At 40.5% G+C, this 24624-nt stretch carries 20 protein-coding genes and 5 tRNA genes; 7 read left to right on the top strand and 18 right to left on the bottom strand.

The features are described from left to right. Positions 1–28: 28 nt before the first annotated feature. From H5232_RS08690 to H5232_RS08620, 15 genes are all read right to left on the bottom strand, one after another. Positions 29–104 (bottom strand) — tRNA-Lys (locus H5232_RS08690). 71 nt (positions 105–175) lie between these two features. Next, a tRNA-Lys gene (locus H5232_RS08685) sits at positions 176–251 on the bottom strand. Between the two features lie 72 nt (positions 252–323). Next, a tRNA-Lys gene (locus H5232_RS08680) sits at positions 324–399 on the bottom strand. Between the two features lie 81 nt (positions 400–480). Then, positions 481–556 (bottom strand) — tRNA-Lys (locus H5232_RS08675). 168 nt (positions 557–724) lie between these two features. After that, positions 725–1468 carry a tol-pal system protein YbgF gene (ybgF, locus tag H5232_RS08670; protein ID WP_149982323.1) on the bottom strand — a complete coding sequence of 248 codons (744 nt, stop codon included), beginning with the start codon at positions 1466–1468 and terminating at the stop codon, positions 725–727. 12 nt (positions 1469–1480) lie between these two features. Then, the gene (pal, locus tag H5232_RS08665; protein WP_149982324.1) at positions 1481–2023 is read right to left on the bottom strand and encodes a peptidoglycan-associated lipoprotein Pal; all 543 of its coding nucleotides are present in this window, start codon (positions 2021–2023) and stop codon (positions 1481–1483) included. Positions 2024–2058: 35 nt separating this feature from the next. After that, positions 2059–3417 (bottom strand): Tol-Pal system beta propeller repeat protein TolB, encoded by a 1359-nt coding sequence (gene tolB, locus H5232_RS08660; RefSeq protein ID WP_149982325.1) that lies wholly within the window; start codon positions 3415–3417, stop codon positions 2059–2061. 9 nt (positions 3418–3426) lie between these two features. Next, positions 3427–4353: a cell envelope integrity protein TolA gene (tolA, locus tag H5232_RS08655; protein WP_149982326.1), complete on the bottom strand. Its 927-nt coding sequence runs from the start codon at positions 4351–4353 to the stop codon at positions 3427–3429. 1 nt (position 4354) lies between these two features. Further along, complete coding sequence (gene tolR, locus H5232_RS08650) at positions 4355–4789, bottom strand: protein TolR (protein ID WP_149982327.1); 435 nt, start codon at positions 4787–4789, stop codon at positions 4355–4357. Then, on the bottom strand, positions 4776–5480 hold the full coding sequence (gene tolQ / locus H5232_RS08645) for a protein TolQ (protein WP_149982328.1): 705 nt from the start codon (positions 5478–5480) through the stop codon (positions 4776–4778). The genes tolR and tolQ overlap by 14 nt, the downstream gene beginning before the upstream one ends. A 947-nt stretch (positions 5481–6427) precedes the next feature. Next, the gene (gene ruvB / locus H5232_RS08640; protein WP_145233092.1) at positions 6428–7435 is read right to left on the bottom strand and encodes a Holliday junction branch migration DNA helicase RuvB; all 1008 of its coding nucleotides are present in this window, start codon (positions 7433–7435) and stop codon (positions 6428–6430) included. A 7-nt stretch (positions 7436–7442) separates the two neighbouring features. Continuing rightward, entirely contained in the window at positions 7443–8060 is a 618-nt protein-coding gene (ruvA, locus tag H5232_RS08635) for a Holliday junction branch migration protein RuvA (RefSeq protein WP_145233091.1), read from the bottom strand. Between the two features lies 1 nt (position 8061). After that, positions 8062–8586 carry a crossover junction endodeoxyribonuclease RuvC gene (gene ruvC, locus H5232_RS08630; RefSeq protein ID WP_145233090.1) on the bottom strand — a complete coding sequence of 175 codons (525 nt, stop codon included), beginning with the start codon at positions 8584–8586 and terminating at the stop codon, positions 8062–8064. A gap of 121 nt (positions 8587–8707) precedes the next feature. Continuing rightward, positions 8708–11209 carry an ABC transporter permease gene (locus H5232_RS08625; RefSeq protein ID WP_182830783.1) on the bottom strand — a complete coding sequence of 834 codons (2502 nt, stop codon included), beginning with the start codon at positions 11207–11209 and terminating at the stop codon, positions 8708–8710. Then, positions 11199–11912, bottom strand: coding sequence for an ABC transporter ATP-binding protein (locus H5232_RS08620; RefSeq protein WP_145233088.1), 714 nt, complete (start codon positions 11910–11912; stop codon positions 11199–11201). The genes H5232_RS08625 and H5232_RS08620 overlap by 11 nt, the downstream gene beginning before the upstream one ends. On the opposite strand from H5232_RS08620, the gene H5232_RS08615 reads away from it, so the two are divergent. The 7 genes from H5232_RS08615 to H5232_RS08585 all read left to right on the top strand — a co-directional run bounded on the left by H5232_RS08615 (position 11913) and on the right by H5232_RS08585 (position 19615). After that, positions 11913–12533, top strand: a complete 621-nt coding sequence (locus H5232_RS08615) for an arylesterase (RefSeq protein ID WP_145233087.1) — start codon at positions 11913–11915, stop codon at positions 12531–12533. 106 nt (positions 12534–12639) lie between these two features. Beyond that, positions 12640–12716 (top strand) — tRNA-Pro (locus H5232_RS08610). Positions 12717–13310: 594 nt separating this feature from the next. After that, positions 13311–14216, top strand: a complete 906-nt coding sequence (locus H5232_RS24175; protein ID WP_259400117.1) for a YbjQ family protein — start codon at positions 13311–13313, stop codon at positions 14214–14216. A gap of 463 nt (positions 14217–14679) precedes the next feature. Then, the gene (locus H5232_RS08600) at positions 14680–16302 is read left to right on the top strand and encodes a PKD domain-containing protein (protein WP_182830782.1); all 1623 of its coding nucleotides are present in this window, start codon (positions 14680–14682) and stop codon (positions 16300–16302) included. A gap of 389 nt (positions 16303–16691) precedes the next feature. After that, on the top strand, positions 16692–17606 hold the full coding sequence (locus H5232_RS08595; RefSeq protein ID WP_182830781.1) for a zinc dependent phospholipase C family protein: 915 nt from the start codon (positions 16692–16694) through the stop codon (positions 17604–17606). A 1-nt stretch (position 17607) separates the two neighbouring features. Continuing rightward, positions 17608–18012, top strand: coding sequence for a hypothetical protein (locus tag H5232_RS08590; protein ID WP_182830780.1), 405 nt, complete (start codon positions 17608–17610; stop codon positions 18010–18012). A 91-nt stretch (positions 18013–18103) separates the two neighbouring features. After that, positions 18104–19615 (top strand): OmpA family protein, encoded by a 1512-nt coding sequence (locus tag H5232_RS08585; RefSeq protein WP_182830779.1) that lies wholly within the window; start codon positions 18104–18106, stop codon positions 19613–19615. A 74-nt stretch (positions 19616–19689) separates the two neighbouring features. Here H5232_RS08585 and H5232_RS08580 read toward each other — a convergent pair whose 3' ends face one another. The 3 genes from H5232_RS08580 to carB form a co-directional block, all read right to left on the bottom strand. Further along, positions 19690–20736, bottom strand: a complete 1047-nt coding sequence (locus tag H5232_RS08580) for a S66 peptidase family protein (RefSeq protein WP_182830778.1) — start codon at positions 20734–20736, stop codon at positions 19690–19692. A gap of 128 nt (positions 20737–20864) precedes the next feature. Next, positions 20865–21341 carry a transcription elongation factor GreA gene (gene greA / locus H5232_RS08575; protein ID WP_145233085.1) on the bottom strand — a complete coding sequence of 159 codons (477 nt, stop codon included), beginning with the start codon at positions 21339–21341 and terminating at the stop codon, positions 20865–20867. 49 nt (positions 21342–21390) lie between these two features. Beyond that, a complete protein-coding gene (carB, locus tag H5232_RS08570; protein ID WP_149982336.1) occupies positions 21391–24609 on the bottom strand; it encodes a carbamoyl-phosphate synthase large subunit in 3219 nt (1072 codons plus the stop codon). Between the last annotated feature and the right edge of the window lie 15 nt (positions 24610–24624).

Below are 24624 nucleotides of genomic sequence, written 5' to 3'. Positions count from 1 at the left end.
ACCACTCTACTATTCAACGAATAAAGAATGGTGGGTCATGATGGACTTGAACCATCGACCAATGGATTAAAAGTCCACTGCTCTACCAACTGAGCTAATGACCCGCTCTGATGTGCCTAAGCACGGTGCGTGAATCCGCCGATTATAACCACTCTACTATTCAACGAATAAAGAATGGTGGGTCATGATGGACTTGAACCATCGACCAATGGATTAAAAGTCCACTGCTCTACCAACTGAGCTAATGACCCGCTCTGATGTGCCTAAGCACGCTGCGTAGATCCGCCGATTATAAACCACTCTACTATTCAACGAATAAAGAATGGTGGGTCATGATGGACTTGAACCATCGACCAATGGATTAAAAGTCCACTGCTCTACCAACTGAGCTAATGACCCGCTCTGCTGCTGCAACAAAATGCAACAAAACATTAATACGTAAATCCGCCGATAAAGACCATTCTATTATTAAATAATGAATGGTGGGTCATGATGGACTTGAACCATCGACCAATGGATTAAAAGTCCACTGCTCTACCAACTGAGCTAATGACCCGCTCTTTTTGTCGCAATTCGAGTGGTTGAACCATTCGTTTGCTGCGGGCGCTTATAATACTTATTTAAAAAATGAGTGCAACAGAAAATGTCTCTTTTTTTAAGTTTTTATGTCTAGTTGACCAATTTTAGACCGCTTATGACAAAAAGCAGTCTAATCAAACTGATTCTACATTTTTGAAAGGCGATCAGTGGCCAATTTTGCAGCAGTTGTACTTGGGTATTGGTTAAGTAAATCATTAAAGGTTTTTGACGCTTGTTCGGCTAAACCTTGCTCTTGTAATAAAGTACCAAGCTTTAACATGGCATCTGGACGCTTATTTGAATTTGGAAATTCATTTACAACAACTTTAAAATGTTCCGATGCTTTTACTGGATCATTTTTAATTGTTAATAATTGTCCTAACCAATAATGAGCGTTAGACGCATACACAGAATTTGGATACGTTGTTAAAAACGTTTGAAACTCTGGAATTGCCTGATCATAGCGCTTGTCCTTCATGATTAATGCCACTGCACGCTCGTATGCCTCATTCTCAGACAGATCAGAACTAATAGCTTGCGATGCAACAGGCTCTGCGTGTTGCTCTGCACTAGGTTGCGAGTAAGCTTGGCTAACGCGATTTTCAATTTCTTGATACAGCTCACGTTGACGTTGCAGTACTTTTTCAAGCTTATAGGTCTGCTCTTCAGTGATCCCGCGAACCTGGCTCACTTCATCTTGCAGTCTATTTAACTGTTGCTGTAACTCAACTTGTAATAAATTTCTCGACTGCATCATACTTTCAAGGGCAGCAAGGCGTTTTTCTATACTCGATTGTGAACTCGCAGCTTCTGAAACAGGAGCGGGAGCAGCCCAAACATGGGTGCTCCCGCTCAATATCATGGCTGCCAAAATAATTTTCGGCTTCATAATGTCTCTAATTTAGTAAACTAGTACCGCACGGCGGTTTTTAGCGAAAGCAGATTCAGTACGTGATTTAACCATCGGCTTTTCTTCACCGTAGCTCACTACTGACATTTGGCTTGCAGAAACACCTAAACTTTGTAGGTATTTTTCAACTGCTTGGCCACGGTGCTCACCCAGTGCAATATTGTACTCAGGAGTGCCACGCTCATCAGCATGACCTTCAATTAATACTTTAACAGATGGGTTTTTAACTAAAAACTCAGCATGTGCACGAAGTAATTCGCCATACTGACCTTGAATAGTCGCAGTATCAAAACCAAAGTAAATCACTTGTTCTTGACGCAATTCGTCATACTTCTGACGAAGTTCTTCTTGTGCTTGCTGCTCTGGCGTTAATGTCGCAACTTCGACAGTGTCATTATCAGTTGTTTGCTCAACAGTCGCTTGATTTGATTGATTAGCTGCACCTTCATCGATATCCGAAGATGAGCTACAAGCTGCTAGTGTCATAACTGGCACAGCAATTAGCAGGCCTTTAAGTATTTTATTAAGTTGCATTGAGTAGATTCCTATATTGAGTAAACCAGCAAAAATTACTGTAAATAAGGCGACCACGCGGGTGCCTTTACTTGTCCATTTAGCACAGGTAACCGTGCTTTAAAGCGACCGTCCATTGATACTAGCGCTAGTACCTGCTTATTATTATGTAGCGTGCTATAGATGATCATCGAACCATTTGGTGCTACGCTCGGTGACTCATCTAGGCGCGTTCGTGTTAACACTTGAAATGCGCCTGTAGCCAGCTCTTTCTTAGCAAGATGGTACTGCCCGTTGGTACGGTTAACCATCACTAATTCTTTGCCGTCAGGGGTAATAGAACCAGCTAGATTCATATCACCATCAAAGGTCATTCGTTGTGACCTACCTGTTTGTAAATTTAACTTATAAATCTGAGCATTACCACCCCTTTCAGAAGTAAACACTATATCTTGACCATTCGGATGCCAAGACGGTTCAGTATCTATACTACGGTGGTTAGTCAATCGGGTTTCTTTACGCGTTGCTAAGTCTAGCATATACACTTCTGTAGCGCCGTTTCTGTCTTTTGATAGCACCAATAGTAGTTTTTTACCATCGGGTGAGAATTGTGGCGCACCATTAATACCTTGGTGACTTGTTATGAGTTCACGCTTACCAGTGTATAAATCTTGGATATAAATTTGGCTTTGACGATTTTCAAAGGTTACATACGCTAGTTTAGTGCCATCTGGTGACCATGCTGGTGACATAAGCGGCTCTTGCGAGCGTAATAAAACCTGCTCATTGAAACCATCATAATCTGCAACTACTAACTGGTAAGGCTTTGGTTCATCATCACGTACAATCACATAAGCAATTTTAGTTAAAAATGCGCCGCGCTCACCGGTGAGTTTTTCATAAATAACATCACTGATGCGGTGTGCATAACGTCTAAAACCGGTATCACTGATCACACTTTCGCGTGCTTCTTGAATATGATCTTGGTTTTTAATGAGTTTTCCGTTACTCATCATTTGCGTTTCACCGCCAGTGATTTGGCCTCGGATAACATCAATAAGCTCATAGCGTACTAAGTAACGGCCATCAGTTTGTTGTTCGACTTCACCAACTAAAATCGCTTCAACACCTTTATTTACCCAAGCGCCATAGTCTACGTCTGCGTCTTTACTAGGTAACTGTGGCATGGCATTAACGTCAATGGGTTTAAATTTACCGCTACGCATTAAATCCGCAGCAATCACATCACTGAGCTTTTGTGGAATTGGCCCCACACCTTTATACTTAAATGGCACGATCGCAATAGGCCGCGCGCCATCAATGCCTTCGGTTATGACTATTTCAAGTGCCGCATTTGCAACACTGGTAAAGCCTAAAACGAAAATTAAACAAACTGTTTTCAACTTGTTGAACATACCATTCCTTTAAAATTGTGGCTTAATTGTTAAGTTAATATTTTTTAATTGCTCAAACACATCTTTATCTTTAGAAACTGGCAGTGTATCAGCCATACGAACAGCTCTAAGCGCCGCTTCACATACTAACTTATCACCACCTAAAGATGTAACTTGTGTGACCAGACCATTAAAACCTAAGCGAATATTCACACGGCATTGTTGATTTTTCATCTTTTCATCAATTAATAAATTTTGCTGAATACGCGCCATAATTAATGCTTTATATTTATCAACCTCAGTGCCTACCTGTTGCTGACGTATTTTATTACGTGCAGCTTGCTCTGTAGCTAGTTGCTCTTGCAGCATTTGCTCTTGTAACGCTTTTTGACGTGCCTCTTCAGCAGCTTCTGCACGTTTTTTAGCAGCTAACTCTTCGCGTTTACGGTCGTCTTCAGCTTTCTTTAAAGCCTCTTCTTCTGCTTTACGTTTTTCAGCAGCAGCTTTAGCAGCAAGTTCAGCTTGTTCTTTTTGCTTTTCAGCCTGCTGCGCTTTTTCACGTTCTTTTTGCTCTATTTCACGCGCTTTTTTAGCTTGAGCTTGGGCTTGTGCGGTTTCTTTCTCTTTCGCGCGACGCTCTTGCTCTAACTTTTTGATCCGGCGGTCTTCAGATTCACGCTGTTTACGTGCATCAGATGCTCGACGCTCTAAATCACGAATGCGCTTATCTTCAGCACGTTTTTTATCATCTTCTTTGCGTTTCAACTCAGCAATTTTTTGTTCAACCATTTTCTGGTCAACAGTCACCGCTGAAACAGCATTTTCAGCATCAGGCATAGCCTTGTTCAAGGTAACTTCCATTACTGTAGGCGGTGAAGTATGAAAACTCGCGGTTCCAATCAAAACGCCAACTATAGCGAGGTGCAATAGCACTGATTTTAATACTGAAGGACCCATATTAGCTTTTATTCCCTTCAAACGATTCAGTCATTAATCCAACTGAAGGTACACCGGCATTTTTTAAGAAATCCATCAATAATAGTACTTCTTGATACGATACTTTACCTGAGCCTTTGATCATCACTGGGGTTTCTGGGTTTTTCATCAGTTGCAACTTGATAACAGCGGCAACATCTAATGCTTCCATCGGTTCTTCTGGATCAGTACCGATACTGACATAGTACTTACCTTGTGCATCAATTGAAGCAATGATCGGTGGCGTATCTTTAGTATCAACTAAATCTGATTCTTCCATTTTTGGCAAATCAACTTTAACGCCATGAGTGATCAAAGGCGCAGTGGCCATAAAAATAATCAGTAGCACCAGCATTACATCAATGTAAGGAACTACGTTTATCTCTGCAACAGGACGACGCTTCTTACGCTGATACATTCGCTTTTGCCTCTATTTGGGTAGCTGCTTGACGGTGTAAAATATTTGCAAACTCTTCCATAAAGTTAATGTAGTTAGATTCTAGCTTTTCAACTCTATTAGCAAAACGGTTGTATGCAATAACCGCTGGAATAGCAGCGAATAAACCCATAGCTGTTGCAATAAGCGCTTCAGCTATACCTGGGGCAACCATTTGTAAGGTTGCTTGCTTAACTTCGCCTAACGCGATAAAAGCATTCATAATGCCCCATACAGTACCAAACAAACCAATGTAAGGGCTGATAGACCCCACTGTTGCTAAAAACGATAAACTTGATTCTAATTTTTCGATTTCGCGAGATAACGCAACTCGCATTGAACGATGCGTCCCTTCCATTACAATGCTAGCACTTTGAAAAGAGTTTTTCTTATGACGAGCAAACTCTTTAAAACCTGCTATAAATAATGCTTCAACGCCGGTTGAGCTACCGCTACGCGATGAGATCTCATTGTAGAGTTTACTTAAATCAATGCCTGACCAAAATTTTTGCTCAAATCGCTTAGTATTGGATAATGCATCCGAAATTGCTTTTTTACGCTGAAAAATAATTGCCCATGACATCACTGACATAGCTAATAATGCCAGCATAACTAATTGCACAAGAAAACTTGCTTCTAGAATTAAATCTAAAAAATTAAGCCCTGAACCCACATTAAACTCCTAATAAGATTTCTTGTATAAATAACATTTCATTATACGCTAGGTATATGACCGAAAAAATGGCCAAAAGTTGCAACTAGTGTATCTATTCAGCTCAGTACTGACAACGCTATTGCTGTGAATTAGCAACAAAAAACGTTGAAGAGCAGGCTGACTCCAGTTTTATAGCCTTGTTCGGCAATCTTGACGCAACAATTTAAGATTGTACTGCCGAGGTAAATACATGCTGGGGTGCTTATTTATAAACAAAAACTGTGTAAAACACCCTCTTTATTCACTCTTAATGAATAAACAAGCATAATTGACTATAAGCATAGTCATTGCAACAGTTTAACTAATCTATAAAAAAATCATTCAAACAAATAAAACATCACAAATTCAATAGATTAATATACGACCGTGAATTTTATGAACAAAAATAAAGCGCTCATAAAAATCTTGCTATTAGTTTTTTTTATCTGAAAATTAAATTTTTCTAGTTTGAACAAAAACCAACTATTGCGTATTATTCTCCCATACCGAGCTAGCGCAGCAATGAATACTTCATTCAGCCCAGTTCTTTGCAATATGATTCTGATTTTTCGTATTGCTACGCTTAAAGTCTTCTTGATAAAACTTGATGAATTTAAGCAGTGTTACTTAGATTACTTCCTTCAACTTGTTGTTTGCCCGCATTTTATGCGGGCTTTTTTTTGCCTGCAAATCACGCACAGCACTACCTCGCTATGGCGCATACAATATCGTTTACAAACTTAACAGTATGTGAATTGCATTAGCCCAAATAACTAAATAATCTAAACTTTAAGTAATATGCTAATCACGCGATTAACTTAAACACAGCAAAATAGACATTTGAATAGTGGCTAAAAGAACAGTATAGAAGATGTATGAGGTGGGTTTGCAGCCATACGCACGCATACAGCTACAATAAATGTACTTTATTCTTGTTTGGGTAATAAGCCAAAGTGATGATAGGCGTTATCAGACACAATACGCCCTCTTGGCGTACGTTGGATAAATCCTTGCTGGATGAGGTAAGGCTCGATCACATCTTCAATGGTTTCTTTTTCTTCACCGATGGCGGCGGCTAAGTTGTCTAACCCTACCGGCCCCCCCATAAACTTTTCAATGATCGCGAGTAAATATTTACGGTCCATATAATCAAAGCCGCTTTTATCGACATCAATCATATTAAGTGCCAGCTCTGCCACTTCGGCATTTACAGTACCGTCTGATTTAACTTGCGTGTAATCTCGTACCCGGCGTAATAATCGATTAGCGATACGTGGCGTACCACGAGAGCGTTTAGCAATTTCAATGGCACCTTCATCACACATGGCTAAATTTAAATAATGAGCAGAGCGCCCCACTATAGTCGATAAATCTGCCACCGAATAAAACTCTAAACGCTGCACAATACCAAAACGGTCTCTAAGTGGTGAAGTTAACGAGCCTGCGCGAGTGGTTGCGCCAATTAAGGTAAAAGCGGGTAAATCGAGCTTAATGGAACGAGCTGCGGGCCCTTCACCAATCATTAAATCGAGTTGATAATCTTCCATTGCAGGATAGAGTATTTCTTCAACTTGCGGGCTTAGCCTATGTATTTCATCAATAAAAAGTACATCGCCTTCTTCTAAATTGGTCAGTAGTGCGGCTAAATCACCGGCTTTTTCAAGCACTGGACCCGAGGTTGTTTTAATACTGACATTCAGCTCATTGGCAACAATGTTTGCTAGTGTGGTTTTACCCAAACCCGGCGGACCAAATATTAATAAATGATCAAGCGCTTCACCCCGACTCCGTGCAGCTTCTATAAATATTTCCATTTGCTGTTTAACATGGGGCTGACCAGTATAATCGGCTAATAGTTTTGGTCTAATCGCGCGATCGACTACATCTTCATTACTTTGTTCAGTCGCATCTATTAAACGATCCGCTTCAATCATGGTTTACTCACAACATTGATTTTAGAGATTCTTTGATCAGAACCTCTGTAGACATACCAGGCTTGGCCACTGATTTTACTGTTTTTTGTGCTTGCGCCAATTTATAACCTAATGACACTAACGCAGAGATTGCATCATCTGCCGCATTATTAGCAATAAGTGCGTCAGAGGCGGGCTCTATAACTGCATTATCACTAAATGGCGTGAATAAGTCATTACCCCAATCTTTTAATCGGTCTTTCATTTCAAGTACCAGGCGCTCTGCGGTTTTTTTACCTACACCTGGCAGTTTCACTAAACTGGTGGCATCTTCGTTATTCACACAGCTAACAAATTGCTTAGCCGACATCCCTGAAAGTATTGCTAATCCGAGCTTTGGCCCAACGCCATTGGCTTTTAATAGCTCTCTAAATAATGCTCGCTCTATTTTATTATTAAAGCCAAATAATAACTGGGCGTCTTCTCTTACTACAAAATGAGTATACACAATGGCATTTTCGCCAATGTTTGGTAAATCATAAAAACACGTCATCGGCATGTTAACTTCGTAACCAACACCGCTTACTTCAAGCAAAATTTCTGGCGGTTGTTTTTCTACTAAGATGCCATTTAAGCGACCTATCATGTTATTTCCTTAATCGTCCTCTAACGGTTTTACTGGCACTGCCCGCTAGTTTTATTAAATTTTGATCGGAATGAGCATGGCATATCGCAATGGCTAATGCATCTGCTGCATCCGCTTGCGGTGTGCCTGGTAATTTTAAAATATTTTTAACCATATGCTGCACTTGCGATTTATCGGCACCACCGTGCCCTACCACCGCTTGTTTAATTTGCCGCGCCGAGTATTCAAACACCGGTAACTCAGCCATTGCCGCACCAACAATTGCAGCCCCTCTGGCTTGGCCTAATTTAAGAGCTGAATCAGGATTATGCGCCATAAATACTTTTTCAATGGCAAAATGATCGGGAGAGAATTGTTCGATTAGTTGACTGATCCCCTGATAAATCATTTTTAATCGAATAGGAAACTCGTGGTCGGCCAGTTTTATACAACCGCTGCCTAAATAAGTAAATTTAGCACCTTGATGGGCAATCACCCCATAACCGGTTAATCGTGAGCCAGGATCAATCCCTAAAATAATAGCCAATACTTGCCCAATCAGTGTAAATAGTTAAGTACGCTAATAATGCCAGAGCACTGTATAAATTACCAGTGCATTATTGGCATAAAAAAGCCCGTAAAAACGGGCTTGTTTAATTGCTAACCTTTTAGGCTAAAGAGCGTAGTAACCCTTGGGTATTTTTACGCATGGTTCTAGCTATCATAAAGTAGCCTAGTGATGCCACAAACACACCCCCCACTAATGGCCCTATTAACCAAATGTGCGGGTGTAACTTACCTGCTAAATCAAACATCTCACGTTGCACTATAAATAAAGCCACATCACTAACCAGTGCAGCGACAAAACCAGCAGCGCTGCCCAGCAATAAAAACTCATATAAAGTGGCATTTTTTATTAGCCGCCCTTTGGCGCCTAAGGTACGCAATATGACAATTTCCTGCATCCGTTCACCAAGGCTTGCTTGCACTTGCGAAATTAAAACTAAGCCACCACACATCACCACTATCGCCAGTACAAATCCAATTGCCAGCGATACTTGCGAAATAGTAGAACGTATTTGTTTGACAAAGCTGTCAACGTCGATGGCGTTGATTGTCGGGTAGGCACGTAGTAGCTCACTAAAGTCGCGTTTTTGATCGGCTTCGATACGCACCGATGAAATATACGTCGCAGGAAAATCAGCCAGTACATCAGGACTTAATATAATAAAGAAATTAGGCTTTAAAGTAGCCCAATTAACTTTACGAACACTGGTGATTTTGGCATCAAATGACTGGGCGCCAATCAAAAATGTTAGCGTATCACCCAGTTTCACATCTAAACGCTCTAGCATAGATTCTTCGATCGATGCTTCAGCGGTGGCATTGTCGGCAAACCACTGCCCGTCTATGATCTCATTTTGCACAGGGACTTGCTCTAACCATGTAAGATTTAGTTCACGGCCAATACCTGCGCGTGCTTCTTCGTCTTTCTTCTCGTTGTCTTGCAATGAGACTTCGCGAGCAACTAATTCACCATTAACAGCGTTTACGCGACCACGAATAGTCGGATAGAACTCAGATACTTGAATATTTTTTTGCTCTAAAAAGCTTGTTACGTCTGGCAATTCAGTTTCGGTTATATTTACTAAAAAAGCATTCGGCGCGTCGCTTGGAAGTTGCGATTGCCAATCTGCGATCATATCGTTTTTCAGCACCACTAAAAATAACAATAGCTTTATTGCCAACGAAAAACTGATCAACTGTACCGCATTAGCATTGGCACGTTTTTGCAACGAAGCAATCGCTAATGACCAACTATTCCCCGGGCGCAATCCTAGTTTACGTCCGCTGCCAAAAATTAACCGAGATAATACAAACAGTATTGCAATCAAAATTAAAGTAGAGACAAACAAAATAGCGGTAATTTTAAGGTTATTACTAAACAACCACATTAATAAAAAGACTGTTAAGCCCGACATCGCTAAATGCACTTTACTTACTAGTAGCTTATCGCCTAAGTTACGGCGTAATACCCTAAGCGGTGGAATATCAAATAAATCTAATAACGGCTTGATTGAAAACATCACGGCACAGATAACGCCAGTACTAATCGCCACAAACCACGGTTTTATACCCGCTGCAGGAAGAGTATTGTTCATTGATTTAGCTAAATAACTAGTGGCTATCTCTTGTAAACCATAGCCAATGGCTAAGCCAAGTATGACCGACAAAGCACACACCAGTGATAAATGCAGTAAGTAAATTTTGCGAATTGTCGATCGGCTACCACCTAAGGTTTTCATCATCGCAACTGGGTCATATTGGCGTTCGCAATAACGCTTTGCAGACACGGCAATCGCCACCGCCGCTAAAATAATGCCCAATAACCCCGCTAATAATAAAAAGCTTTCAGCGCGGTTTAAGCTATTTGCAATCGGCGACTGTCTGTCTTTAACACCATACCATTGCTGGTTTTCTTTCATTTGTGGTTTTAGCCAGCTATAAAAGTCAGTAAGGTTACTCTCATCCCCTGCATACAACTGGCGGTAAAAAACACGGCTGCCCGGCTGGATCACTTCAGTTTTGTCTACATCTTGGTTATTTAACAACACACGACGACTACTTGAAAAAATATTAAATGGCGCATCTGGCTCTTCCACCAATACTTTTTCAATATTAAATTGCGCAGCGCCTAGCTCAACCGTATCACCTACTTTTACATTTAGTGCATAAAATACCGATTCACTAAACCACACATTACCAACAGTTGGCCCTTGCGTGGCCACTTCAACCTCTCCGGTTAAACTGCTTTTAACTTTTAGTTCGCCCTTAAGTGGATAATGCTCCGACACCGCCTTTACTGAGCTTAATTGCATTTCGTCATTAGCAAACAACATAGTATCAAAGTAAGTGAGCTGTGCGGTTTGTAAGTTGTATTCGCTTGCTGTTGTTAAATATTCACCCGGTAATTCATGGTTGCTTGCCAGTACGCGATCAGCGGCAATAAAGGCACTGCTTTTTTGTGCGATGCTTTGCCCTATGCGATCAGTCACCATAGAAAGCGTTAAAACCGTCAATACCGCCAACGCTATGGCCGCACAAATCACCGTGAGTTCACCACGGCGAAATTCACGGCTAAATAATTTTAATGCTAATTTAACCCACATTCGCCACAGCCTCATTGGTATTTTTAACTAATTGACCCGCTTCAATTTGTAACACATGCTGACACTTTGCTGCTAACGCCTCATCATGTGTGACTAAAATCAACGTCGTGCCATGAAGCTGATTAAGCTCGAATAACAGTGACTCAATTAACTTACCATTTTTGCTATCAAGATTTGCTGATGGCTCATCGGCGAATAAAATCTTTGGTGTGCCAATAAATGCGCGAGCAATCGCTACACGCTGCTGCTCACCACCAGACAATTGCGACGGATAATGCTCAATACGATGACTTAAACCTACTTTTTCCAGAAGATCGAGTGCTTGTTGCTTGGCATTTTTTTCACCAGCAAGCTCTGCCGGTAACATCACATTCTCAAGTGCTGTTAAACTCTGTACCAACATAAATGATTGAAATACAAAACCGACTTTTGCAGCTCTTAATGCCGCACGCGCTTCTTCATCAAGTTCATGCAGCGGCTCACCATCTAAATAAATTGATCCCTGAGTCGATTGGTCAAGCCCTGCGAGCAAACTTAATAAAGTTGATTTACCTGAACCTGAGGTACCAACTACAGCAACTGAGTCTCCAGACTTGACATTAAAGGTGATGTCACTGAGGATGGGCAAATCCCCTTCAAGGGTATTAACCGTTTTAGAAAGACCTTTAACCTGAATGATATTTAATTGAGATAGCGCTGACATATGATGTATTCAATCCTACGTTTTATTTTCGTTTTACTATTAGTAATCAAACCACTTAGTGCGGCAGCTGACAACACAATTTTAATTTTAGGTGATAGTTTAAGCGCCGCCTACGGCTTAAAACAAGAGCAAGGCTGGGTTAAACTGTTACAAGATAAGTACGACAACGAGCAAGCGCCGATCCAACTTATCAATGCCAGTATCAGTGGCGAAACCACCGGTGGCGCACTGCGTCGTTTAGACGCCCTACTTAATGAGTTTCAACCGAGCCATGTACTTATAGAGCTTGGTGGTAACGACGGCCTGCGTGGCTTTCCAATTAAACGCCTAAAAGAAAACCTAGCCAGTTTAGTGAGCAAGAGCAAACAAGCTGATGCCAAAGTAGCGATTATGGAAGTACACATCCCGCCTAACTATGGGCCACGTTATACCGGATTATTTACCGCTAGTTTTGCTGAGGTTGCTGGTGCCACAAACAGCCATTTAATGCCATTTTTTATCTTGAATGTCGCTGCTGATAATAGCCTGATGCAAAACGACAACATACACCCTAACAAAACTGCTCAACCTATACTACGAGATGTGATGTATAAATCGATCAATGACTGGATAAATAACTAAACATCCTCATAAAATGATTTATTTCACTCAGTACGTGCAATAAATGTTCAAACAAACAAAAGCTTATTGATTTTTGAAAAAATATACGTACTATTGCTTGCAACGTCGGTATGTAGCGCAGCTTGGTAGCGCACTGTCATGGGGTGGCAGGGGTCGAGAGTTCGAATCTCTCCATACCGACCATTTAATTCAACAACTTAACCTCATTTATATATAAGTTGTTTTCTTTAAAAGCCTTTCGTGTAGCCAATCTGTAGCCAATCTGTAGCCACTCTACTCATTTTATAGCTGGGAAATAAAGCTTACTTCATTTAGCTGTTCGTGCGTACTGGTTACGAAACTCCCGTTTTACGATGTCTGAAAATACCCTAAATAAACTTAGCTAGTTTCGTGTATTGATCTAAGCTATTGCGTAAGCCCCACACACCAGAAAGCCGTTTCTTTGTAGATACCTAAATAAGCTTTTCCGAGTCCAATTGTGCCCCCAGCTTGTCTTAATACCTTTATTATTAAGGTGATTTACTAAAGCATAACAACTAGGATTTTTGTATCGGCTAGATTGATTGAGCAATTCCACCAGCGCTTTAAAAATTAGTTTATCGTTTTCTATTCGATGTGAATTTTGCATAACTCCCCTTTATTAAGTCATATTATACCCTTTATATGCTAATGTTTGGTTGGCAGAGTTAAAGCATGTTTGTATAGCTATCAACATATGCTTGAAGTTCAATTCTACAATCAAGCTACTTTTTACTATTAAAGTTTCTAAGGAGAGATATGTTTTTTTCTAAAAGTGATAAATCAACACCATCAAATACTAAGCCTGACTGGAGCTTAAAAGATAAAGAGCTAATAAATAATATAACTGGTAACACATATAATACATCAGACTTAGCATACGCATTAAAGAAAGACGGGCATAATGCTATTGCAGCCATTTGGTATAAAGGCCAATTTTTATGCAACTTAACAACGATCTACAGTCAATCTGGTATTTATAAAAATCATGGTATGAAAGAATGCGATGCTTTCATAGAAGGCTTCGACGATACAAACCTAGCTGACCTAAACAGCAATGAAATCGAAATATCTTTGCCTTACCTTAAATTCATGAAAAAAGAATTTGGATTAGCGGGAATCAGAACCCAGCAAAACCAAAACCATTACGATGTGCTCTATTATGGTAAATACTTAACACAAATTTCAGAGTCTGTAGCTAACACAATAGAGAAAGCTAAAGATATCCACCTAACCAGAAAATATGGTGTTAATGGCAGTAAAGCCAAACAAGACTATGATAAACAGAAAATAGAACACGCTATTGCAAGTAAACTAAACAAAGTTGAAGCAAAAGACGTACTACTGACAACCGAAACAGCGCCAAACTTAAATATTACAAAACGTATTGATGTTATTACTGCCGAATGCGCTTATGGCATGAACATTTTTAAAGATATTTTTGCAAGTTTTAGTGATACTTTTGGAGGTCGCAGTAACAGCATACAAAACACGCTTAGAGATGCCCGTAAAACAGCACTAAATGAACTTAGAAAAGAAGCCTATTCTCTAGGTGCTAATGCCGTAATAGGTATTGATTTAGATTACAGTGAGATATCTGGCGGTGGTAAATCAGGTATGTTATTTATCGTTGCTTCGGGCACAGCTGTAATTATCGAGAATTAAACATAACTATATTATATGTGCTCTATAATGCCCGAAAAGCCATATCAAAATTCTATTCAAAGAAGTTAAAATATCCCTTTAATATATTGTTATTAAAACACTTTTATTTTCTATAGGTGCTTTCGCAAAGCCTATATATCTTGAATGCGAAATTATAAAACTAGACAGCCACTCTAATTGAACAAACAAAGCTGTTCCACCACATTTACTTTTTAGATTAAGAGTTAATCTTTTACTACAAGGTTACTTTCATTTTTTCTATTTAATAAGTTATTAATCCGCTTAAACCTAAATTGCGCGCACGAAAATGACTGCACAATTGCAGTTTTAACTTTTTAATGAGGGCTTTTAACTTAACTTCTATATTTGCACAAGCTGACCTTTGTGATGAACAAATTTTAACTAGATTAAATATTCTAAAGCATGTATTTTGTTTGCTAGGATAAAGTATAGGGACATTAAAATGAATAAAAAATTAATATTATTGGCTTTATTTCTTGGGGTAACACTAACTGCGTGCGGCGGTTCAGGTAGTTCAACTAAGCCACAAGTAGAAAATAATAATCTCAGTGATAGCGATAAAGATACATCTACCGATAGTTCAACCGGCTCAGGTGCCATTACTGCTAAAATCAATCCGATCCAATCGGTATACACCGGTTCAACGGTCAGATTAGTAGGAACAAGTAGCATTGTTCCTGCCATTTCAAGTGTGGATTGGTCAATTAATGAAAAGCCTGATAATAGCTCTGCAAAAATAGCAAATAATAGCAGCCTAATGAGCGAGTTTGTTGCCGATATAGCTGGTACATATCAAATTCAGCTAATCATTAAGTCAGGTTCAACAGAGTCTATTGCTACAGCGTCAGTGAGCATTTCAGATAAACCGATTGAGCCAAAAAATCATGCCCCAACAGCTGTTATTACTCCTTTTGAGGAAAAAGCGGGTAAAAATAAGCAAGTAACACTAAGTGGAAAAAATAGCTCAGATGCTGATGGCGATAATATTTATTATAAGTGGCAAGTTACCAGTGCTAACAATGCATTAGACTTCTTTCTCACCAACCCTGAAGGACAAAGTGCTAGTTTTGAAGGAAGAGACTATGGCATATTCACGATCAGCTTAACGGTACATGATGGTAAAGCCTATTCAGAAACGGTAACTAAACAGATAGAAGTATATGATGATAGACCAGAGCTCATAGCATCATTTGACGCACCTGAAACCGCTGAAGTGAACGAGTTTATTAACCTTGATGCAAAAGACAGCATGCAATACAATTTTGCGACTCCTATGTTTAGCTTCGACAGTGTTCCTGCTACCAGCAAGGTAACATTAGCTTATACTATGTCGTATATCTCCTTCTTTATTCCAGATGTTGCCGGTGAATACAAGGTTCGTTTTACACTCAAAGATAGAAATAGTGACCGTACGGAATCAGTCGTAAAAACGATAACGGTCTCAGAGAAACAGAGCGATGCTGGTAAAACAGCAATTTCATTTAGTTCCGACCAAAATGCACCACCAGCACTTAACGTCTTGCCAAGCCCATTGCTTAATACCTTTACCCTATCAGAGCAATTATTCTACGCTGAAGTACAAGATCCTGAGGGCGCGCAAGTAGAGTTGAGCTGGAAGTGGCTAAATAGGCCAGCGAATAGCCAAGCAGATATTATTGCTGAAACAGGTAGCCGCGCTAGAGTTCGTTTTGATGTTGCTGGCTTTTACATTTTACAAGTCGCCGCCTCTGACGGAGAAAACACCACGAACAGGTTTGTCGCAATCAAAGTAGAAGATCCCGATAACTCCGCGCCGACCATTATCGATGTTGAGATGTTCGGGAATAAAATCAAAGGCAGTAATTTAACACTCAAAGCACACGCCTATGACAAAGAAACAGATCCCATTACCTACACATGGCTCGTATTATTGCCAAATGGCAGGGCTGCATCTATTGGTAACGAAACAAGTGATACAGCAATATTGCCTTTAGTTTCCTCAGGTAACTATCAAGTGCTTGTTTATGCAAAAGATGATATAGCTCCTTATTCGAGTCATAAACGCATTACATTTATCGTTGAGTAACAACTGATGCGGCACGCTTAGCTCGTGCCGCTGACCCGCTCACTGTCTTTTTTAGCTCCATCATAAACTCCTTTACCCTGTGAATAAACGAGTCAACACTCACCATAAGCCGATTCCTCTAAAAGATATGCTTGAGTTATGCCCAACTCAGCTAGTTTTGTCTCCGCTTCTTGGCAACTAAACTCCTACTAAAATAGATAGCCATTTTAGAGCTTGGCAGTAGCCTGTGAGCTCGATGGATTTAAGCTCAAGTTACGTTTATTGATAACTAAAATTACGCAGTCCATTTTAAAGCTAACTAATAAGCCTATTTGACTAATTACTTAACCATTGCAACTTGGATCAATTGCAAATATATTAACAAAACTACTAAGTAGAAGGATTTACTGATGCCAGGTGCCTTTGCACACATTACTGCGGCTAACTTAGCTACTGAGAATAACGCCCTGATTGGAATGAATATTCCTACCAAAGCAAAGCTGATCTTAAGTCAAAATCAAAAATACCTTGAGTTAGGCTGTGTATCGCCTGACTACCCTTATTTAGCTGTGGGTAATTCAGAGCAAAATAAATGGGCTGATTTAATGCATTATCACAATACCGGTGATGTAATTAAAGAAGCAGTAAAGTATTGCAAAAATCTAGAGGGATCAGCGCAAGAGAAATGCTTTGCTTGGCTGTGTGGTTATATGTCGCATGTTGCAGCTGATATCACCATTCATCCGGTGGTCGAGCTTAAAGTGGGCCCGTATGAGCAAAACCAAACTGACCACCGCACTTGTGAAATGAATCAAGACGCTTACATTTGGCCAAGGTTAAACTTGGGTGAAATTGGCCTTGCTGATCGCGTTCGGCTTAATATCGGCTCATGTAGCAGCCAAAATAACTGCCTTGATGAAGATATTAAACAACTGTGGCAGCATGTTTTATCGCATATCCACCCAGATTACACACAATCAGCAGCTCCTGACTTTGATGCGTGGCATTCAGGCTTTCAACTGGTTGTTGATCATGCTGAAGAAGGATATCGACTCTTCCCATGGGCAAGGCATGTTGCGGCAAACAATGGGCTACTCTACCCTCGCCAAGATGAGATTGATTACACTTACATTGAGCAGCTTAATACTCCAAATGGCCCAATGCACTACGACGACATTTTTAATTTAGCGGTTGAAAATATACAGTATTTTATATCGATTATTGCTAATGCTATTTTTAATGATGGAGAGTGCTGGCAAATTTGTAATTGGAATTTAGACAACGGTAAAGACGAAAATGGCAACTTAACCGCGTGGAATATTTAAAATGAAATACTTAACTCTAATCTTAGTAATTGTTTTATCTGTGGGCTGCTCTAGCCTAGCTAATGCACATGATCCAGAAAAGATGGCTGATCTTGCATCACAACTAAAAGATATTTCAGCCGCGGTTGATGGCACATTAAAGTTCAGCACCAAAACCTATACTGATCCGCAAGCATTACTAATGGCTGCTATCAACAGCAATAAAAACAAACTCACCCCTTTTGAGGGCTATCAGTTAAAAGTTTTCATTCAAGATAAAAATGCCATTTTATTACTGTGTGAGGATGACATTTTACTTATTGAAGATGCTGGCTGTACTGCGCCATCCGATATCCAGCATTGGCAATCAACTGACACTCAAGCCTGTAAAGTTACTATCAACGCCAGCAAAATTTGTAAGCGTTAAAAAATTGCGATTTATTCTTTTTTATAAAGTTTAATTAGGCCAACTTATTTTTTAAATACAATGTTTACCTTCATTAATAAAAGGAATTTCAATGAATAACAAAATAACCAAGGTACTTATATTTTGTATCGCCCCCCTAATATGTGTATTTAACCTACACGCAGAGCTTTTGCTTTCCCCCTATCCAAGTGCCAAGCTGGAGAACTCCGTTATTTTAGCGGGTGAAGAAACTCGCCTTGTTACAAAGTTTGTTGCTACAGCTGAAAAGTCTCAACAATTTGAGTATAAAAAATTCATTGGTGATACAGGCCATTACGCTTATACGATAAAAAATGTTGCTTCGTTAAAGGTAACAAAAAATTATGAAAGTGCGTTAAGTGATGCTGGTTTTAAAGTGGTTTATACATGTTCTTTAAGTGATTGTTATTCAGGAGATAAACGTGAACAAAGAAAATTATTAGCTGAAAAGTCTAGCTACTTTAACCCTAGTAATCAATTCCAACAACCTCACTATATTTTCGCCACAAAAGGGGATGAGTCCCTCGATGCTGCTATTTCGTTATTTGTTGGTCAGTATAAAAATACGACGCGAGTATTATTAACCACAGTGGATATAAAAGACATTGAATCAGGACTTGTCACTGCCAATTTTGACGCATTTACCAAACACAATAGTAAACAGATAACCAAGGCACCGCGTAAAGATAAAGGGGGCTCAGCAGATCATCCATTAATAAGTCGCTACCCTAGTAGTTATATTGAAGATTACAAACAGGTTGATTATGAAGAATTCAGCATTCCTGTTGGTATTGTTGATACAAAAACAAAGACACTCCCAATGCTAGACGTTACCGGAGACTTAACCCAAATTACTTATGTCGTAAACAGGGTGTCAACGCTAAAAATTTATCATAATTATCTAAGTGCTTTAGTAAAAGAAGGGTTTGAAACGGTATTCTCTTGTCAAAAGGATGCATGCAGTGGTAACACCAGAGATAGGTTAATCCGTGAGGATTTACAAAAGTTAGGGGATAAGCTCGCTGTAAAACAAGCTTATAATTACTGGCGCCAACCTCGATACCAAGTTATGAAGAGTACTGTTGAGGGCCAAACTACCTATGTAGCTTTTTTCATCGGTAACTATGAAGGCGATTCTCGTATTCAGCTTGTAGTGATGCAGAGCGAGCCATTATTAACTGGGTTAATAGAGACAAATAGCGATAAAGTGTTAGAGCAACTTAAGCAAAAAGGTAAAGCCTCAATCTATGGGGTGTTATTTGACTACGATAAAGCGGTCATAAAGCCTGAATCTAAACAATCATTGGATGTCATTGCGCAAGTTTTAGAAAAAAATAAGGCATTGAGTTTGTATGTTGTTGGTCACACAGATGATAAAGGCTCTGCTGAATATAATTTAGACCTTTCTAAACGTCGGGCTGATGCGGTCGTTAAAGCTTTAATTGCTGACTATGGTATCGCTAAAACAAGGTTAATACCTCAAGGTGTTGGCCCCTATGCTCCCGCAGCCACTAACAAAAACGAATTAGGTCGAGAGCTGAATCGACGTGTTGAGTTAGTCGAAAGGTTATCTGATTCAAAATAATTACGTATCGCGAAAAATGCATATTAACGCCATTGCCTTAATATGCATTTTTATCACCAATTAGGTACGAAGTTCTATTGCAAAGTGGTCACTAGGCTCGCATTGTAAACTAAGCCTTTATCTATAGTGGCTTTAAAACTGCAAAACGCGCCATTCACTAAACATAAATTGGGTGCAACATGTCCGATATCAGCGTCGATGATAACTGGGAATAAACAATTACCTAACGCAAGCTCAAGGGCTTGGTAATAATCAATGTCTTGCTCTGGAGAGCTAAGCAAAGCACTACGCCCCAGAATAATACCGTTAATATCAGCAAACACACCATTTAACCGCAACGCCATTAAAGTACGGGCCACTGCTGTAGGTGAAAGCTCTGCATTTTCTAAATAAAGTAGTAAACCTTCTGGCGCATATGTTTGCTTAAAGTTATGCAGATCAAGATATGGAGAAGCCAGTAACACGTTAAGTGAGTCTAAACAGCCACCAAATAACCGCCCCGTCAGCTCTACTTGCCTTGAGTCTTGATAGTTTAGGCAGCGCCATTGACTCGGCTGAGTATAATCAAATAATGCATCTGGCTCTTTTGCGTAATCAATCACTTTAGTCTGATAATACTTGGCAGGCACCTGTTCGAAATAGCCATTTTTCTCAAGCGCCAGAACATCAAAAACTTGCAAGCAGTAATTGTCTTTCTCGTTAGGATGTAATTGCATTAGATTTGCAGCATGAAGTGTTACCCAACCACATCGCACTGTAAGCATACAGGCAAACGTGCTCACATCTGAAAAACCTACTAACCACTTTGGCTTGGCAGATTTAACCGCATTAAAATCAATATACTGAAGTATTTCCATGGCAAGCTCACCACCCCACGGCGGCATAATTGCGGCAATGCTGTCATCAAGTAAGAATGCCATTAGCTCATCAGCGCGTTGTTTTGCTGGGCTACTTTGTTGTCTTAAGCATTTACCTTCGACTACTTGGTAGCCACGGCGTGTTAAGCCAGAAAGTACGCGTTCCAGGCGTGGGTGAAAGATACTCTTAACACCGGATGAAAATGCGCAAATGGCAATTTTATCGCCGTTTTTTAATGCGTCAGGAAAAGTAATTGCTGTCATCAACATCTGCAAATTATCAATACGTTAGCTTAACGTACCCAATTTATTAAGAAATGTCGAGATTGTTTATGGCATAAAAAAACCGATGCAAGCATCGGTTTTTAAAAACGTGAAAATGAGTAAAGTAATTAAATGTACTCAACCTCAATGATTTCGTATTCCACGTCGCCTTTCGGGGTTTTAATGATCACAGCATCATCTGCTTGTTTACCAATTAAACCACGGGCAATCGGTGAATTAACCGAAATACGGTTATCTTTAATACTTGCTTCATCATCACCAACAATTTGGTATTTAACTTCAGCATCAGTCTCAACATTAACGATTGTTACTGTGGTACCAAAAATAACTTTACCCGTATTTGGTAGTTTAGTCACATCAATGATTTGTACATTTGAAAGCTTAGCTTCAATTTCTTGAATACGGCCTTCGCAAAAACCCTGTTGCTCACGCGCTGCATGATATTCAGCGTTTTCTTTTAAGTCACCATGTTCACGTGCAACTGCAATATCAGATACAATTTTTGGACGGGTAACTGTTTTTAATTCGTTAAGTTCTTTGCGCATTAAATCTGCGCCACGAACTGTCATCGGAATTGTTTGCATACTTTTCTCACTTAATCCCAAGGCCGATAAACGGCCTTGGCACATTTCCTTAGTTCAATCGCAGGTGTAGTTCTTGAACTGACGTCACTTTGCTGCGGTCGTCTGCTTGGTTAGCAGTACAGTTAGCAAATGCCGCATTCAAGGTCGTTGTATAGTTAGTTTTGTGTTGCAATGCACCACGACGTAACACCTTCGAATCTTCGATCGCTTGGCGACCTTCGGTAGTATTAACGATATAGCTATACTCGCCATTTTTGATTCTATCAAGAATGTGCGGGCGACCTTCAAATACTTTGTTTACACGACGTACTGCAATACCAGCATCTTCAAGTGCAGCGGCTGTGCCACCTGTTGCATCTAGTTCAAAACCTAGGTCTGTCATGGTTTTAGCTAGTTCAACAATACGTGGCTTATCGCTATTACGCACAGATAGTAACGCGCGGCCACCGCGTGGTAAAGTGTTGCTTGCACCTAATTGTGCTTTTGCAAAGGCTTCGGCGAATGTATCACCGACACCCATTACTTCACCAGTAGAGCGCATTTCAGGGCCACGGATAGGATCCACACCTTGGAACTTAGCAAATGGCAATACCACTTCTTTTACGCTGTAGTAAGGTGGTATCACTTCTTTAGTAATGCCTTGGCTTGCTAAAGATTGACCCGCCATACAACGTGCCGCTACTTTTGCAAGTGCCACACCGGTCGCTTTTGATACGAACGGTACCGTACGCGCTGCACGTGGGTTTACTTCGATTAAGTACACTTTGCCATCTTTAACAGCAAACTGTGTATTCATCAAACCAACCACGCCAAGCTCCAGTGCCATGTCAGTTACTTGCTTGCGCATTACGTCTTGCACTTCTTGTGATAACGAATGGGCTGGTAATGAACAGGCTGAGTCACCTGAGTGAACACCCGCTTGTTCAATGTGTTCCATGATGCCGCCGATGATCACTTGCTCGCCGTCGCAAATTGCGTCAACGTCAACTTCAATCGCATTATCTAAGAAACGGTCAAGTAGTACTGGTGCTTCATTTGATGCAGATACGGCTTCGGTCATGTAACGACGTAAGTCTTGCTCGTCATACACAATTTCCATTGCGCGACCACCTAGTACATACGAAGGACGTACAACCAGTGGGAAACCAATTTCAGCTGATTTTAAAATCGCTTCTTCAGTTGAAGTCACAGTGGCATTTTCAGGCTGAAGCAGGTTTAAACGCTCAACAAGTTGTTGGAAACGCTCACGGTCTTCTGCACGGTCAATCGCATCTGGTGAAGTACCAATTACTGGCACGCCGTTAGCTTCAAGTTCACGGGCAAGTTTAAGTGGTGTTTGACCACCGTATTGCACGATTACACCAACAGGCTTTTCTACACGTACGATTTCAAGTACGTCTTCAAGGGTAATTGGTTCAAAGTATAAACGGTCTGACGTATCGTAGTCGGTAGAAACCGTTTCAGGGTTACAGTTAACCATGATAGTTTCGTAACCGTCTTCACGTAGTGCAAGGGCTGCGTGAACACAACAGTAATCAAATTCAATACCTTGACCGATACGGTTAGGACCGCCACCAATCACCATGATTTTATCACGATCAGATGGGTTAGCTTCACACTCTTCATCGTACGTTGAGTACATGTATGCAGTATCAGAGCTAAATTCTGCAGCGCACGTATCAACGCGCTTGTATACTGGCACGATGTTTAATAAGTGACGCTTTTTACGAATTTCAGCTTCAGACACACCGGCAATTTCAGCGATACGAGGATCAGCAAAACCTTTACGTTTTAACTTACGAAGGAAATCAGCGCTTAAGCCAGCCATGCCCACTTCGGCAATTTTAGCTTCGTCTTTTAAGATATCTTCAATCTGTACTAAGTACCAACGGTCAACTTTGGTTAACTGAAACACTTCTTCAACGCTCATGCCGTGACGCATTGCATCAGCAATATACCAAATACGCTCAGCGCCTGGCTCACGTAATTCACGGATGATTTTCTCTTTCGCTTTCGGATCGTCAAGTGCCACGATTGGGTTGAAACCCGTTGCGCCAACTTCCAGACCACGTAATGCTTTTTGTAACGACTCTTGTTGGTTACGACCAATCGCCATTACTTCGCCTACAGATTTCATTTGCGTGGTTAAACGGTCGTTTGCACCAGCAAATTTTTCAAAGTTAAAGCGAGGAATTTTTGTTACTACATAGTCGATTGATGGCTCGAACGACGCAGGTGTTTTACCACCGGTGATGTCGTTTTGTAGTTCATCAAGTGTGTAGCCTACCGCTAGCTTAGCCGCGATTTTAGCAATCGGGAAACCGGTTGCTTTTGAAGCAAGTGCTGATGAACGTGATACACGTGGGTTCATCTCGATAATAACCATACGGCCGTCATCAGGATTAACACCAAACTGTACGTTTGAGCCACCTGTTTCAACACCAATTTCACGCAGTACTGCCATAGAGGCATTACGCATTAATTGGTATTCTTTGTCAGTTAATGTTTGCGCAGGAGCAACGGTGATTGAATCGCCAGTATGAACACCCATTGGGTCAAAGTTTTCAATTGCACAAACGATAATGCAGTTGTCGTTTTTGTCACGCACAACTTCCATTTCGTACTCTTTCCAACCGATCAATGATTCATCAATCAATAGCTCGCTGGTTGGAGAAAGGTCTAAACCGCGTTCACAAATTTCTTCAAACTCTTCTAAGTTATACGCCACACCGCCGCCGGTGCCGCCCATAGTGAAAGAAGGTCGAATAATACACGGTAAACCAATGCGTTTGATGATGTCTTTTGCTTCATCCATTGAATGAGCAATTTCAGCACGCGGGCATTCTAAACCGATATTTCTCATTGCGATATCGAAACGTTCGCGGTTTTCTGCTTTATCGATTGCATCAGCTGTTGCGCCAATTAGCTCAACACCATGCTTTGCCAATACACCGTGCTTGTCTAGTTCTAGCGCACAGTTTAATGCGGTTTGACCACCCATTGTAGGTAGCACTGCATCTGGCTTTTCTTTTTCAATGATTTTTTCTACCACTTCCCAATGAATTGGCTCGATGTAGGTCGCATCAGCCATATCAGGATCGGTCATAATTGTTGCAGGGTTTGAGTTAACTAAAATAACTCGATAGCCTTCTTCTCTAAGTGCTTTACACGCTTGAGCACCAGAGTAGTCAAATTCACAGGCTTGGCCGATTACAATCGGGCCTGCGCCTAGGATAAGAATGCTTTTTATGTCGGTACGTTTTGGCATTGTTACTCCGGTTTA

Origin of the sequence: Pseudoalteromonas sp. SG41-5 (assembly GCF_014164495.1) — a bacterium.
GTDB classification, from domain to species: Bacteria; Pseudomonadota; Gammaproteobacteria; order Enterobacterales; family Alteromonadaceae; genus Pseudoalteromonas; species Pseudoalteromonas rhizosphaerae.
The sequence above is the reverse complement of the archived record's forward strand: the minus strand, read 5'-3'. Positions and strand labels throughout refer to the sequence as shown.

Bases quoted from the DNA above. Each gene is read 5' to 3' on its own strand.
- ybgF (WP_149982323.1), bottom strand. From the start codon at position 1,468: ATGAAGCCGAAAATTATTTTGGCAGCCATGATATTGAGCGGGAGCACC.
- pal (WP_149982324.1), bottom strand. From the start codon at position 2,023: ATGCAACTTAATAAAATACTTAAAGGCCTGCTAATTGCTGTGCCAGTT.
- tolB (WP_149982325.1), bottom strand. From the start codon at position 3,417: ATGTTCAACAAGTTGAAAACAGTTTGTTTAATTTTCGTTTTAGGCTTT.
- tolA (WP_149982326.1), bottom strand. From the start codon at position 4,353: ATGGGTCCTTCAGTATTAAAATCAGTGCTATTGCACCTCGCTATAGTT.
- tolR (WP_149982327.1), bottom strand. From the start codon at position 4,789: ATGTATCAGCGTAAGAAGCGTCGTCCTGTTGCAGAGATAAACGTAGTT.
- ruvB (WP_145233092.1), bottom strand. From the start codon at position 7,435: ATGATTGAAGCGGATCGTTTAATAGATGCGACTGAACAAAGTAATGAA.
- ruvA (WP_145233091.1), bottom strand. From the start codon at position 8,060: ATGATAGGTCGCTTAAATGGCATCTTAGTAGAAAAACAACCGCCAGAA.
- H5232_RS08625 (WP_182830783.1), bottom strand. From the start codon at position 11,209: ATGTGGGTTAAATTAGCATTAAAATTATTTAGCCGTGAATTTCGCCGT.
- H5232_RS08620 (WP_145233088.1), bottom strand. From the start codon at position 11,912: ATGTCAGCGCTATCTCAATTAAATATCATTCAGGTTAAAGGTCTTTCT.
- H5232_RS08615 (WP_145233087.1), top strand. From the start codon at position 11,913: ATGATGTATTCAATCCTACGTTTTATTTTCGTTTTACTATTAGTAATC.
- H5232_RS24175 (WP_259400117.1), top strand. From the start codon at position 13,311: ATGTTTTTTTCTAAAAGTGATAAATCAACACCATCAAATACTAAGCCT.
- H5232_RS08600 (WP_182830782.1), top strand. From the start codon at position 14,680: ATGAATAAAAAATTAATATTATTGGCTTTATTTCTTGGGGTAACACTA.
- H5232_RS08595 (WP_182830781.1), top strand. From the start codon at position 16,692: ATGCCAGGTGCCTTTGCACACATTACTGCGGCTAACTTAGCTACTGAG.
- H5232_RS08590 (WP_182830780.1), top strand. From the start codon at position 17,608: ATGAAATACTTAACTCTAATCTTAGTAATTGTTTTATCTGTGGGCTGC.
- H5232_RS08585 (WP_182830779.1), top strand. From the start codon at position 18,104: ATGAATAACAAAATAACCAAGGTACTTATATTTTGTATCGCCCCCCTA.
- H5232_RS08580 (WP_182830778.1), bottom strand. From the start codon at position 20,736: ATGACAGCAATTACTTTTCCTGACGCATTAAAAAACGGCGATAAAATT.
- greA (WP_145233085.1), bottom strand. From the start codon at position 21,341: ATGCAAACAATTCCGATGACAGTTCGTGGCGCAGATTTAATGCGCAAA.
- carB (WP_149982336.1), bottom strand. From the start codon at position 24,609: ATGCCAAAACGTACCGACATAAAAAGCATTCTTATCCTAGGCGCAGGC.